The organism is Parabacteroides acidifaciens (assembly GCF_003363715.1).
Taxonomy (GTDB): Bacteria; Bacteroidota; Bacteroidia; order Bacteroidales; family Tannerellaceae; genus Parabacteroides; species Parabacteroides acidifaciens.
The window spans coordinates 1-14,693 of sequence record NZ_QREV01000083.1 but is presented as its reverse complement, the minus strand read 5'-3'; the positions used below and the strand labels follow the sequence as shown (position 1 = coordinate 14,693).

General features: G+C 43.0%; 11 protein-coding genes and 1 pseudogene. 3 read left to right on the top strand and 9 right to left on the bottom strand.

The window, feature by feature from the left end; translation table 11 throughout:
* The first annotated feature begins 342 nt into the window (after positions 1-342).
* A complete protein-coding gene (locus DWU89_RS19535) occupies positions 343-2,574 on the top strand; it encodes a hypothetical protein (RefSeq protein WP_147292156.1) in 2,232 nt (743 codons plus the stop codon).
* Between the two features lie 25 nt (positions 2,575-2,599).
* On the opposite strand, the gene DWU89_RS19530 is transcribed toward DWU89_RS19535, so the two are convergent.
* Genes DWU89_RS19530 through mutY form a run of 5 tightly spaced genes read right to left on the bottom strand, consistent with a single transcriptional unit; the run spans position 2,600 to position 6,808 of the window.
* Positions 2,600-3,238, bottom strand: a complete 639-nt coding sequence (locus tag DWU89_RS19530) for a 4'-phosphopantetheinyl transferase family protein (RefSeq protein ID WP_115501308.1) — start codon at positions 3,236-3,238, stop codon at positions 2,600-2,602.
* Complete coding sequence (gldD, locus tag DWU89_RS19525; RefSeq protein ID WP_115501307.1) at positions 3,239-3,814, bottom strand: gliding motility lipoprotein GldD; 576 nt, start codon at positions 3,812-3,814, stop codon at positions 3,239-3,241. It abuts the gene before it with no gap.
* Complete coding sequence (gene gldE, locus DWU89_RS19520) at positions 3,814-5,154, bottom strand: gliding motility-associated protein GldE (RefSeq protein WP_115501306.1); 1,341 nt, start codon at positions 5,152-5,154, stop codon at positions 3,814-3,816. The genes gldD and gldE overlap by 1 nt, the downstream gene beginning before the upstream one ends.
* Positions 5,155-5,179: 25 nt before the next feature.
* Positions 5,180-5,680, bottom strand: coding sequence for a single-stranded DNA-binding protein (ssb, locus tag DWU89_RS19515; RefSeq protein ID WP_115501305.1), 501 nt, complete (start codon positions 5,678-5,680; stop codon positions 5,180-5,182).
* Positions 5,681-5,737: 57 nt separating this feature from the next.
* Positions 5,738-6,808, bottom strand: coding sequence for an A/G-specific adenine glycosylase (gene mutY / locus DWU89_RS19510; protein ID WP_244205957.1), 1,071 nt, complete (start codon positions 6,806-6,808; stop codon positions 5,738-5,740).
* Between the two features lie 192 nt (positions 6,809-7,000).
* On the opposite strand from mutY, the gene DWU89_RS19505 reads away from it, so the two are divergent.
* Both DWU89_RS19505 and DWU89_RS19500 read left to right on the top strand, forming a co-directional pair.
* Entirely contained in the window at positions 7,001-7,273 is a 273-nt protein-coding gene (locus DWU89_RS19505) for an HU family DNA-binding protein (protein WP_005636204.1), read from the top strand.
* Between the two features lie 227 nt (positions 7,274-7,500).
* A complete protein-coding gene (locus tag DWU89_RS19500) occupies positions 7,501-9,081 on the top strand; it encodes an Rne/Rng family ribonuclease (protein ID WP_115501303.1) in 1,581 nt (526 codons plus the stop codon).
* Between the two features lie 153 nt (positions 9,082-9,234).
* Here DWU89_RS19500 and DWU89_RS21165 read toward each other — a convergent pair.
* The 4 genes and pseudogenes from DWU89_RS21165 to DWU89_RS19480 form a co-directional block, all read right to left on the bottom strand.
* A pseudogene (locus DWU89_RS21165) lies at positions 9,235-9,327 on the bottom strand (transcriptional regulator); the annotation flags it as partial.
* A gap of 371 nt (positions 9,328-9,698) precedes the next feature.
* Positions 9,699-10,394 carry a hypothetical protein gene (locus tag DWU89_RS19490; protein WP_147292155.1) on the bottom strand — a complete coding sequence of 232 codons (696 nt, stop codon included), beginning with the start codon at positions 10,392-10,394 and terminating at the stop codon, positions 9,699-9,701.
* A 70-nt stretch (positions 10,395-10,464) separates the two neighbouring features.
* Positions 10,465-11,892 carry a RagB/SusD family nutrient uptake outer membrane protein gene (locus DWU89_RS19485; protein ID WP_158543410.1) on the bottom strand — a complete coding sequence of 476 codons (1,428 nt, stop codon included), beginning with the start codon at positions 11,890-11,892 and terminating at the stop codon, positions 10,465-10,467.
* Between the two features lie 20 nt (positions 11,893-11,912).
* Positions 11,913-14,693 (bottom strand): SusC/RagA family TonB-linked outer membrane protein (locus DWU89_RS19480; protein ID WP_147292154.1); only part of this gene is annotated, 2,781 nt, incomplete at its 5' end.

Below are 14,693 nucleotides of genomic sequence, written 5' to 3'. Positions count from 1 at the left end.
AAAAAAGTCAATCCAAAATCGATCAAGATTTCAGACGAAATAGAAAAACGGCAAAAAAGGGGGTTATTGTAATATTCATCAGATTTGCAGGAGGTTCAAAACTTGCCAGGTTTAAACTGATCCGCATAACCTGCCTCATCCTTATGTTTATCCCCAATGATTAGCGTGTGAGCCGAGAAAAGTCTAAAAAAGCGGACAGCGGACGGGACCTTTTTTACCGGATAACGGCATTATTCAACCGGATAATGCCGTTTTTTACATTTTATACGCGAGGCCGAACAAACGGAAAAAATGCATCCGACTATTTTTCTAAATTTGTTATCCATATTAAATCCTAAAAACATGAAAACAAACCTCTACTTATTCCTCGCCCTGCTGCTGCTCCTCTTCGCTGGATGTGGCAAAGACGAACCGGCCGTAGACCCGGAACCGGATGGCCCGGACACACCTACTACCGAAAACACTTCGACTTATGTCCCTATCGACTGGGAGAAAACCCAGATCACAAAGATGGATATGAAGACAGGAGATGTGACGCTGACGTTCACAGACAAAGCCCCCGAATTCGAAAACGGCCTCTCGCTTATCGTCCTCGAGACTGACACATCAACCTACATCCGCCGGGTTATGAATACAGACGTTAGTAACAAAACTGCAACATTGCAAACCGTTGAAGCCAACATGACAGAGTTGTTTGCAGATACTGAATTTACGCTGTCACTCGCCCCCTCCGCCGAACGTGCACCGACTAAATCCGGAACAGCTTCTATTGATGCGAACGGTATACTCCATCCTGTTCGGATTATAGAGATAAATGAAAACAATTCATACCGGACTCTCTACGATATCCATAAAGAAATACCTCTAACCAGAGCGGAGGGCGAAACAGGACTTAACATCTCATTCCCGGAAATCGACAATAGCGGAAAAGTCATATCTGCAAGTGAAGACGGAAACCTTGCACTCTATTGGGACACCTACAAGCAAAACTTTTCATTGAATGCGACCGCACATTTCAAATTCGGCAAAGCTGTGAATGAAAAGAAAATCACCGAAGACCTAAAAATAAAGGTAAGCGAATTGGAAGAATTTCGCTTTACAATAGGTGCAAAAGCTCAATGGGATATGATATTGGGAGCTTCGGCCAAAGGCAAATTCAAATATGAAGAAAATGATATCACAATAGCCAAAGGGATGTTCAAACCACGTGTTTTCACCTTCTTTACCCCTACAGGAATACCTGTCATTATAACATTAGGCAGCGATCTGTTAGGAGATTTCTCAGCCGATGGAGATGCCAAGATTGAAATCAAAGGAGGCGTTAACTTTAGTGGCAGTTTGACAACCGGCATTGAATACAAAGAAAAAAAATGGCAACCTATCGGTGAGCCGACATTTGAATACCAAATACATCCGCTTGAAATCACGGCCTTCGCCAATCTCAACATGAAAATATCGGCATATCCCAAAATAAAGATCAAATTATATAACTTTCTCGGCCCGGCTTTTTCTCCCCAGCCGTTCCTGAAAGATTCGGTAAAAATGGGTATGTTCAACGAAATGGGTTCCATTAGCAAGGATTATTATGGCTGGACGGAAAAAACATATGCAGGCGTTGACCTGCAAACAAGTATCATGCTTGATTTCATCGGAATAAATGAGGAATTACCGTTTCCTCCCATCACCTTTGAAGGCCTGTTCTACAATGCTCCAGACAAAATCGAACTTAAATCGCCTGAAAACGGGCTGGACGTTCAACTGGACAAACCTATCGAAGTCACATTCAATGTAACACGTAAACTATTAGCAGCAGACCTCCCTATTCAAGGAGTCTCCGTCAAGTTCGAATCATCAAAAGGTAAGGTAAGCCAGAATTTCCTCCTCACGGACTTACAAGGGAACGCTAAAGTTCAATGGACACCGACCGTCCCCAATGATTCTCTGACAGCCAAAATATTCGATGCAAGCGGAGAAGTAATCAGCCAGGCAACGTTTAAACCCAAAGAGGAAGAGGAAGAATTTTCGATTGTGGGGAAATGGTGGGAGGATGGTCATCATAATCTTCCTGAATATCCCATATTAACAACACCTCTGATACCAAATGATAATTATCTTGAGTTTTTCCCGGATGGGACCTTTGAATATGTCTTAAATCCAAACAAACAACAGCTTTGGATCGGATATTGGAATGACGGAACCCAATCAGGATACATGATAGGCCCTCTCTATAGGGTTATCAGAGGAGACTATACATACTCTGGCTCTGAGTTAAAAACAAATGCGACTTATTATTACGAAGAGTGGGAACATGATAGATATGATTATTCCGGCAATTATGTTGGCAATGGAAGTCTTTTTCCCGACGATAAAACAGGAGAAGATCATTTCGGCGGAACAGTGAAATTTTCTAATATTAACGAGATGCAAACCCCTAAAGGCCATTTTATACGAATGACCGAAGATTTCAATTTAGATGATTACATATTAAAGTCTAAATCCAAATCTTTTAAAGCATTGCAAAATACCCGACATTTAGAAAATTCCGGTTCAGCTAAAATCATTATCTATAAATAACTATTATTTATTAAGGCGTCCGTTATTATTTTCGGACGCCTTTTATCGAAGCCCAGACTATGACATAGTCCTTCTCTATCCTATATTCCAACTCATATTCCGCCGCCTTATCAGTCCGCGTCTCCTGCACCCGGAAACTTCCTTCCTCCGCATACGGAAATGCCCGTACATGCAGATGCTTTAGGAAATCGACCTCCTCCCGGCCGATCATCTTGAACAGCGTCTCTTTGGCGCACCAATGGAGTAAGAGGTGTTCCGCCTCGTGCTCGCGGTCAAGGCTTGCTTCTTCTTCCGGATTCATAAAACGGCTGCGGATCTTCAATACGCGGTCGGAACGGTATTCGATGTCGATACCGGCGGCAGGATGTTCCTGCAACAGGATGGCGGCATATCCTTTCGTATGGGAAATGCTGATGTATAGAGAAGAATCCAACAGATAGGGCGCACCGTTCGGATGATAGGCGATACGGGCCGGACGGCCGAGAAGCGTCTGAAGAAGCACGCGGCTGGCAAGCCATTCCCGGCGACGGTGTTCCGTATGGATATCCTCCAGTTGCGACAGGTACTCTTCCCTATTCTCCAAAAGGGAAAAGAGCGTGTCCGAAGATTCCTCAATCTTCCAGACTCCCCGGAGCGGGGCGGTATGTTTCAGAAGAAGCGGCATTTATTTCTTCCAGCTAAATGATTGGATCAACTCTACGATGTCCTGTTTCAGATATTGGGTGACAGGCGCCAGGGAATCTGCATTCGGGATGCAATCGTAATACAGGGCACCCCGGAAAAAACGGGAAACACTGTCGGTCAGCATGAACTGCAAGGGTGAAGCGGATTCGCCGTCCAGCAGGAATAGCGAACCGTAGACATCCGCATCCGGATTGCCGTAGGCCTGCTCTTTGATCTGGTCCGGATGCTTTGCCTGCCGCACGACGAGGGCACGGCATTCGTCTTCCGCCCCTTTCAAAGTAGCCGGTGTTACGGGCAGATAGCTACAATATAGCTTCACATTCAACTGCGGATAGGAAAGATTGATCCAACCTGCCGGATTGCCGACCGGTGGAAGCTCCACCACAGCCCGCCGGGAAAGCCTGAAAGTATAAGGCAAATCCTCGACAGGGAGTTCCTGATAGGAAGGCGCCGGCAGGTCGATACGGAAATAACCGCGCGGCTTCGGCGTATATTCCGTGCAAGCTGTACACGCGGCCAACAGCAAAACCCATAATATGCCGGCAGAAAGACGCATTACTCCTCTTGCTTTTCCTTTTCCTGATCGGAAATACGGTTGAACTTGACTTTCAGGATACGGCGGTTATCGATCTCTAAGATCTGGAAACGACAGTCGTTATAGTCGATGATCTCACGGCGGCGCGGGAAGTCTCCTTTTATCTCCAACAGAAGGCCGGCCAGCGTTTCCACCTCTTCGGTCAGCTTACCGAACTCGGCGGGATCGGCTTCGATCACACGGAAGAAGTCGGTCAGCAATATCTTGGCTTCAAAGATGAGACTGCCGTCGGCCAGGCGGATAAACAGCTTTTCGTCTTCGTCATATTCATCGGATATCTCGCCGACAATCTCTTCCAGGATATCTTCCATCGTCACGATACCGGATGTACCGCCGAACTCGTCCACCACGATTGCCATGTGTATCTTATTGGTGCGGAACTCTTCTAACAGATCGTCTATCTTCTTCGTCTCGGGCACGAAATAAGCCGGACGGATCAGGCTTTGCCAGCGGAACGTGTCGGGCTTCTCGACATACGGCAGAAGGTCCTTTATATACAGGATGCCTTTAATATTGTCTTCCGAATCGGCATAGACCGGAATACGGGAATAGCCGGATTGGATAACGAAGTCGATCACGGCACGGAAACTTGTCTTGATGTCGATATCTTCCATATCTAAACGGGGCGTCATGATCTCGTCGGCCGTCTTGTTGTAGAACTTGATGATTTCCGAAAGCATCTCTTTCTCTTCCGGCATTTCGGTGGAAGTCAGCTCCAACGCTTTGGAGAGTTCATCGACGGAAAGGTCATATTTCTTCTTTACCAACGCCTTATTAATGACGCTGGTCGATGTCACCAGCACCTTCGACAGCGGGCGGCAGATGCGCTCCAACACATTCAGCACAGGAGCCGAACTGCGGACAAACCGCAACGAGTTTTTCTGTGCATAAATCTTAGGCATGATCTCGCCGAACAACAGCAACAGGAATGTCAGGACAATCGTTTCCAGAATAAAGCCCAGCATCGGGGCAGCGGAGAAATTGATAATGGCATTGATGCCGTAGGTACACAGCATAACGACAGCCACATTCACAAAGTTATTGGCTATCAGAATAGCAGCGAGCAGGTACTCGGAACGGTCCAGCAACTGCTGGATCAAAGGATCGGAAGGCGCATTCTCCTCCCGGATGTCATTGATGTCACCCGGGGTTAGCGAGAAAAAGGCCACTTCGGAAGCCGACACGAAGCCGGAAACAAACAGCAGGAGGATTGCAAGGCTTAACGCTATTACAGGACCTGCTGTGAGCGCCTGTATAGTAACCTGATCGAATAAGCCCGATAAATAATAGTCTGAGTCCAAGGGGAACCGTATTAGTTAAACAATATCAGAACGGAAGATCGTCCGCACTGTTAGATTCTAAAGGTGTATCCGGTTGTCCGGATGCGGGTTGCTGATAACCGGTTGCGGGCTGAGCCGTCTGAGGCTGGCCGCCGGGTTGGGATGTCATCGTCGTGCCGGTGTTAGTAGCGCCCTCACGATTGGCGGGAGCTGTGCCGGTACTGTAAAACTCAACGCGGTCTGCATGGATTTCCGTTACGTAACGTTTCACGCCTGCCTGGTCGTCATAGTTGCGTGTGCGGATCTTTCCTTCCACATAAAGCCCGGAACCTTTCTTCACCCATTTTTCAACAAAGGGGACCAGGTCACGGCGGACAACGACATTGTGCCATTCCGTACGTTCCGGCACGACCGTACCGTTAGCCAAGGTATAGCCTCTCTCTGAAGTGGCAAGCGGAAAGTTGGCGACAGCAGCGCCACTATCGAAGTAACGTACTTCCGGATCACGTCCGACGTTACCGATTAATATAACTTTATTCAATGACATAGCTTTATTCTTTTATTAGTTTACAAAGAAACATAAATTCAGTCATTCTGACAAGTTTCATTCTAATTTCTCTAAATAAATATGTATCAGGCGGGGCACTGCATATTTATCAAGCTCCTCCACCGGTACAGAAAGGAAGCTTTGCAACGCCTCGTTCTCCCGCTCTATCTCTATCCGGTAGAAAGTGGCATATAGGATCTGATGGGACAGGACATGCTTTACTCCAGACAATCCTACCGAGACGTCCAGTTTTCCCGCTCCTGCGAAGAGCCGGCGGAACGCATCCGTCTCCTGTAATCCTGCAAAATCCACTGCACGGTCCGTCTCGATAAGCGGAAACTCGTAGAGTCCCTCCCATATATCTTTTCCTTTCCGGCGGGACAGCCAGGTCTTCCCTTTATAATTAATGTATAGGTAATGGAAATAGCGGTCCCTCGTTTTTGTCTTATTCTGCTTCACGGGATAAGACTGCACCGTCCCCGCCCCATAAGCCATACACCGTTCTTTCAAAGGGCAAACCCCGCAATCGGGATTTTGGGGGACGCATTGCAAAGCGCCCAATTCCATAATCGCCTGGTTATGCCAACCGGCATATTCAGGGTCCATCACCACACCGGCCAGTTCCGTAAACGCTTTCTTCCCTTTTGGCGTATCGATCGGAGTATCCACGGCAAAAAGACGCGAAAGGACCCGGAAGACATTCCCATCGACCACCGGATAAGGCTGGTTCCAGACAAAAGAGACGATAGCGGCAGCCGTATATTCCCCTATTCCTTTCAGGGAAATCACATCTTTATAGTGTTGCGGGAAAACGCCGCCGAACCGTTCCATGATATCTTTGGCTGCGGCATGGAGATTACGGGCGCGGCTGTAATAGCCCAAACCTTGCCAATATTTCAACACTTCATCCTCTTCCGCCGACGCGAGTGAGGCTACATCGGGGAACCGCCCGGTAAAGCGGAGGAAATAATCCATCCCCTGCGCCACCCGTGTTTGCTGAAGGATTATCTCGGATATCCAGATGATATAGGGGTCGGAAGATTCCCGCCAAGGCAGCTCCCTTTTATGCTTTTGGTACCAATTCCGCAATAAACGGCTGATTTCTAATTTGTTTTCTATCTGCGACATACATTTCTTTTTGGTCTTCTCCAGACCTGCAACTAATTGATTACTGCAAACATACATAGTTCTAACGGATTGTAAGGAAACATTTTTCTTAAAAATTGGCTGGCAATTCTTTTTCCACTTAAATAAAAAGCTATATATTTGCATTCCAAAAAATTAATAGGTCCAAATCAATTATTTAATTAATTTATAGACATGACTAAAGCAGATATTGTAAGCGAAATTTCAAAAAGCACGGGTATCGACAAGCAGACAGTGCTGAACAGCGTAGAATCCTTCATGGATATCGTAAAGAGTTCATTGTCTCAGGGTGAAAATGTATACCTGAGAGGCTTCGGAAGTTTCGTGATTAAAAAGAGAGCCCAGAAAACAGCTCGTAATATTTCAAAGAATACTACGATCATCATCCCGGAACATAACATTCCGTCATTCAAGCCGGCTAAGACTTTCCTGAACGAAGTAAAGTAATTTAGTTATTATAGTTTAATTTAAAATTTTAAAACAATGCCTAGCGGAAAGAAAAGAAAAAGACATAAGATGTCTACGCACAAGCGCAAAAAGAGACTAAAGAAGAATAGACACAAAAAGAAATAAGTCTATTTGAGCAACTCTGAAGAACAAACTTAATAAGAGACCTTTTTAAGTTTGTTCTTTGCGTATTTAATAAGGTCTCGTTTTTAACACCTCTTTTTATAGTGATTAGTGAATTAGTAGTTGATGTACAACCCAAAGAGGTATCTATAGCCGTACTGGAGGATAAGAACCTTGTGGAGCTCCAAAAGGAAGCCCGCAATGTCTCTTTCGCCGTCGGCGATATATATCTGGGCAAGGTGAAAAAACTGATGCCGGGTTTGAACGCTGCTTTCATTGATGTAGGTTATAAAAAGGATGCATTTCTTCACTACCTGGACTTAGGTCCAAATTTCAACACCCAGCAGAAATTCCTCAAGCAGGCACTGGGAGAACAGAAGGGAGAAAAAAAGCTCCCCGCCATCTCCAAACTGCAGTTGCTTCCCGAAATTGAAAAAGACGGAAGTATCAGCAACGTGCTCAAAGTCGGACAGGAAGTGCTGGTGCAGATCGCCAAAGAGCCGATTTCCACAAAAGGTCCCAGACTGACTTCCGAACTTTCGTTTGCAGGAAGATACATCGTGCTGATACCGTTTGCCGACAAAGTATCGGTCTCCACAAAAATCAAATCGAGCGAAGAGCGTGCCCGTCTACGCCAACTCATTCAAAGTATCAAACCGAAGAATTTCAGCGTAATCGTACGTACCTCTTCGGAAGGAAAGCGCGTTGCCGAACTCGATCATGAATTGAAGACATTGCTGAAACGCTGGGAAGAAAATATCCCTAAAATCACCAAAGTAAAAGCTCCTGCGCTCATTTACGAAGAGACGGCACGAGCAGTGGCTTTGTTACGTGATATTTTCAATCCCTCTTTTCAGAACATTTATGTGAACGATGCGGACATCTATCACAACATCCGTGATTATGTCAGCCTGATTGCACCCGGACGGGAAGAGATCGTACAACGGTACACCGGTGAACTCCCTATCTTTGATAATTTTGCAATCACAAAACAAATCAAGTCTCTGTTCGGACGCACCGTCACATACAAAAGTGGAGCCTATCTTATCATCGAACACACGGAAGCCATGCACGTTATCGACGTGAACAGCGGAAACCGTTCGAAAGGCAGCGATGCCCAGGAAAAAACAGCGATTGACGTGAATGCAGCAGCTGCAGACGAAATTGCCCGTCAATTACGCCTGCGCGATATGGGTGGTATTATTGTAGTCGACTTTATCGATATGGCTGAAGCTGCCAACCGGCAGAAACTGTTCGAACATATGACCAAGGCGATGGCTAACGACCGGGCAAAGCATAACATTTTGCCGTTGAGTAAATTCGGTCTGATGCAGATAACCCGCCAACGTGTTCGTCCGGCAATGGATGTCGATACATCCGAAGCTTGTCCGACCTGTTTCGGCACGGGCACCATCAAACCCTCTATCCTGTTTACCGACAGCCTGGAAGGAAAGATCGACTGTTTAGTGAACAAACACAATGTGAAGAAATTCGCCCTGCACGTACATCCTTATGTTGCAGCATTTATTAAAAGCGGAAGATTTCCGCTCAGTTGGAAATGGAAACTGAAATACTCGATGGGTATTAAAGTAATCCCCAATCAAAGTCTGGGCTTTTTGGAGTACAAATTTATCGACTCCGACAAGAATGAACTGGACATGATGGAAGAGAAAGAAATCAAGTAAATAAAAATCCCCGAAGTTTTCAGAACTTCGGGGATTTTTTGTTTAGAACTCCTACGGCTATATCACTACGAGTCACCAATATAATCAGATGTTATTTTGAAGTAATCCGATCAAGACGTTCTCTTAATAAATCATCATACATATATTAGCTTGTCTGTATCCCCACACCGACTTCAACGAAAGTTCCTCTTGTGTTAGCTTATATTGTTTTCGCAACATTTTGACTGTGGCAGACAAATTATTCATAAATACTTCTTTTTATACCATTTCGGGTACAAATTTAATATATTCATTTGATATTATATCAGATAGGGTATATGGCAAGAAGATTTAAGCTCTTTAAATTCGTTCTTTTTCATAGTTACTGTTTTTTAGTTGTTACTTAATTTACAAATACAAACAGACCGGATTCTATGCCCATGGAAATCGGATTGCATGGGCATGAAATTCCGAATGGATGGGCATAGAATCAATTTCGGCATATCTTTGATCGGCTGGTATAAACCAAGGGTCAGAGAAGTATTTAAAACAACCAGGGTCTGTATCACTACAAACCCTGGCTTCTTTTTTGTGTGTCTAATATGTGTAAATATGTGTAAATGTGTTGGGAAAATTCGCTATTGATGGAAAAACTCCAACAGCTTTATCAAGCTGGCTTCCTCTTTCCATTTAATCTTATTTTGTTTTAAGAATGCTTTTAATTTAGTTTTACCGTTATCGCCAAGGGATTTTTCAACTTCTTTCCGTGTAGCTTCAACTATCTTATCTCCAAAGATAAAATAGTATTTCTCAATTAAAGGGAGATCTTTACCTTCTTTCCTCTCCTGTCTCATCCGGGTATAAATCAAATTAGAAACACCGAGTGCCCCAATAGAAACAATCTGGTTTACAGAAGAAGAAGTAGTACTCATACCATAAGCGCCATGTGTATTTTTATTCAATTCATCTAAATCAGCTTTTACTAATTTAACTAAAGCGACACCTTCTTCTGCCTTTATAAAACGGACCAATTCTCCATTCATATAAATAAAAGAAACATCCCCCAATTGAATCATCTCCACATTACGCGGATCAGCTTGCATAACCTTATCACCCTCCAAATAATGTAATGTGCAATTTTGAAGATGCACATTCAATTTCAAGTGCATTGTCTTTTGTTCTTTGGAGAAATAAACTGTTCCATCCACAAAGTCTTCATACAAATAAGGCCACGTTGTTGTTGGAACATAACCAGACGCCGAAACAGTTTCAAACGTACTCATTCCCCACGACATCGAACAAATCAATAATACTAATCTGATAAACCAATTCATATGCATCAAATATTATCAGATAGGAAATACTTGCTCATTTTCGAAAGAGCAAGTATTCCTCCATCCATTATTAATAACCATCATTCTGAACCATATTGGGATTAGCATCCATTTCACTCTTCGGAATTGGTAATGCCCAACGGTAACTTGGGAACTCAATATCTTTAGCATCAGCCGCCCCTTGGTAATCGACACGATGCAAAGATGTTCCGGTACGAGCCATGTCATAAACCAAATGCCCTTCGAAAGCAAGTTCTTTACGACGTTCCAACAAAATATTTTCTAATGTTGCTGTTACAGGCGAAGCACCACGATTAGATGTTATCGTCAACAAATCATCGTCAGCAGTTGCCCCTGCAATAGTTGCACCATGAGCCAATGCTTCCGCACGGTTCAAGTACATTTCCGAAAGACGAAGTACTATAATGTTCGCATAAGACGGCCTTGATGAAGCATCCTTTGCTGCATACTTCGTTGTCCAAAAATGATCAGGAGCCTCTTTATGAGATTTGAATAATTTAAGGCGGACATCACCAGCTTCATACAAATCACGTAAATCAGCAGTAGATGCGACATCGGCATATCCATCCGGATTCGTCATCCAGGAAATATCTTCCCAATACTCGTTATAATAATTTTTATCACTGCCATACACTTCAAAAATAACCTCTCCACCATCTGAAGCATCCTTTCCCCAAACGCTTGGCAATTGGTTTTCTGTAAACATATTAAACAAACCACTATCTATTACTTTGGTGGCATAATCCGCACTTTTTTGCCATTCTCCCATATACAGATAAACTCTTGAAAGTAATCCCCAAATAGCCGGTTTACTGGCAACAGAATAAGGATCTGCGGCATCGTAACGCGTATAATCATCATCCATTAAGCTTTCAGCTTCTAACAAATCTTTTACAACCTGATCAAAACTTTCTGCAACAGTATTACGAGCAGGACGGGCATCTTTATCTACAACCAACGTAATAGCAACTCCCGGGCTTTGTGGAGCATAGGTATAAGGTTGTGCATACGTACGTAACAGATCAAAATAAGATAACGCACGTAAAAACATCGCTTCCGCTTTAATATTATTCAAATCCTGAGTTGTTACATCCGGAGTTTCTTTACCATCTACATTATTAATGACATTATTTGCCTGAGCAATCAAGAAATAAGCATAGGTCCATAGACCTGATGTATTAGAATCCAGATAGACCCAACTATATTCATTTATATATCTTCCGGATGTAAAATCCGTATTTGTCGGGTTTTTAGCATTACCGGAACGCAACTCACAGCTCAACACGAAACCAGCCCCATACCAAGTCCCGTCATTCAAGGCACTATACGCACCAAGTGTCGCTTTGTTTAACGATTCGTAAGTTGACAAAACAGTTTCTGTATCAAGTTCCGTAACAGGATTTTCCGTTAAAAATCCATTACAGGAAGAGAGCCCCAATGTCAACAAAGACAACCCATATATCATTATCTTTTTCATATTCATTTCCTTTTTAATTATTAAAATGTAACATCCAAACCAAATACAAATGATTTTGTCATCGGATAAATACCATATCCCATACCTTTCACGCCACGTTCAGGATCGAAGTAATCCACATCATGGAACGTGTACACGTTCATTCCACTTGCATAAATCTTCAAATTATTAACGCCGATCGATGACAACCATTGTTTCGGTAAAGCATAAGCCAATGTAACGTCCTTTATTCTCACATAGCTACCATTTTCCAAGAAACGTGTCGACACACTTGTGTTCGAACTTGTTGAATTCCATGCAACTGGCTTGGGAGCACAATCTGTATCACCTGGCTGTTTCCAATAGTTCATAGCACTTGCAGACTGATTCATGGACATCTGCTGACCATCCGAATGCAAATAACTATTTTCCCCTATTAATATCTTATTTCCAAATTTTCCTTCCAACTGAACATTCAATGTTATACCCCTCCAAGTTACATCCGTATGGAAACCACCTGTTACTGTTGGCTCCGGACTACCGGCTTTAATATAACGAGCCTGACTAATACGAGTCGTCTTTTCTCCATTCTTGTCCATCCACAAAGCGGCTCCAGTCTCCGGATCTACGCCCTGATAATCACGTAAATAGTATGTAAACAACTTTTCACCTTTAATGTATTTCAATGCAGAATAATCACCATCACCAATCATTTCATCCCCTGCCAAATCTAAGATTTTACTCTTATTATGTGAGATATTGATACCAGCATTCCATTGTACGTCCTTTGTTTCGATTATATTAGCGTCAAACTGGAATTCAACACCGGTATTCCGTAGTGAACCAACATTTTGCATTTGAGAAGTAAAACCTGTAGTTCTTGATAACGGACGGTCAAGTAACATATCCGTCGTCTTACGGGAGTAAAAATCAATACTACCGGAAAAATGTTTCAGGAAATTATAATCAATACCAATATTCCAGGATTTATTCCTTTCCCATGATAAATAATCATTATTCGGAGAATTTAATAAATAACCGGCCACACCATTATAAAGGGCAGCTGCATATTTTGCATACTGCTGGTAATTGTCAATATTATTATTACCATTCACACCATAACTAGCACGTAGTTTCAACAAATCGATATAATCGACATCTTCCATAAAATGTTCGTTATGTATATTCCAAGAGGCACCTATCGAGTAAAAAGTACCCCAAATATTCTCTTTCCCGAACCGAGAACTACCGTCCCAGCGGACTGAAGCCTGCAAATAGTAACGACTCGCATAATTGTAATCCAACACACCAAAGAAAGACATCATTGTACTTGTTTCTTCCCAATGTTCTGCTTTTGGAGACGCTGATGTCTGTGGATAAGGAATACCTCCATCCACATTTGCTGCATATATATAGTCTTGATACCAAGTCCGATGCAATGCTTCCTGACCAACCAAAACGCGATAACTATGATTTTCTAAAAACGTATTTTCATAAGTAGCCGTATTAGACGTAGTCAATAAACGATATTGATTATTATCAGTCTGAGTCGTAGCCACACCATAATTTGTTTCAGGGCTCCAATAACGCATACCTTGTACAAAACTCATTTCTGCAGAGTTAGTCGTTTTAACAACCAAACCTTTTATCGGAGTCCACTGCAAATACATATTTCCATTAAAACTATATTTTTTTGCATATTGCTTGTCATACTCAGCTGTCGCCCTTGGATTCGTATTGCTATTTTCTGGAATATTCAACGAATGGCTACCATCCTCATTATAAGGATTTGTCCAAGGCTGAATAGTCATTCCTGCAAAAATAGGATTGGTATAATACAAATCCTGCATAGCAACGTCTTCACTATTTGAATAACCGACATTCACACGAACACCAGTCTTCAAATATTTATTCAATTCATGATCCACATTTACACGTGCTTGAATCCTTTCAAATTTAATTCCATAAAATACACCTTCATTTTTATGATAGGAAGCAGAGCTAAAGTAAGAAGTCTTGTTACTTCCCCCTGTTGCTGAAATTTCATATTCTTGCATATTTCCAGTACGCGTAAAATGATCTATCCAATCAGTCATTGGTTGCTGCAACATACTCTGCGGATAATAATAAGACCCCAATTCAGGATCATCAGGATTATAGCCGGCATTGATAAGTGCATCACGACGGAATGTCCAAAGTTCCTGACCATTCATCGCACGATAATTATTATCATTCGCCAAAGAAGAAACACCATATTTTGCACGAGCTGTAAAACGGCTTTTTCCTTCTTTTCCTGACTTCGTTGTAACCAAAATAACACCGTTTGCCGCACGTGAACCGTAAACAGAGGCGGCAGCGGCATCCTTCAATACTGTAATGCTTTCTATATCATTCGGATTAATCATAGACAAAGCATTTGAGGTATTTGTAAAAGTACCCTGTTCCCCTGACATAACAGCGACACCATCAACAACATATAGAGGTTCATTGCCTGCATTAATTGAACTGATACCGCGAATACGGATTTCAGAGTTAGCACCAGGCTGACCGGAATTAGAAGTTATCTGAACACCTGCCATCTTACCTGCCAACATCTTATCAAAAGAAGAAGCTGTCAATTCTGAAAGTTCCTCACTTGAAACGGAAGTGATAGAACCAGTTTTAGCTTCCCGACGTGTTGTCCCGTAACCAACAACAACAACTTCGTCCAATATCCTATTATCCCCGGCCAATGTTATTGTCATTTGACCAGATTGTATTTTTACCTGCTGACTCACCATTCCGACAAAAGAAATTAACAGAGTCCTTGCAGAACTCGGTAA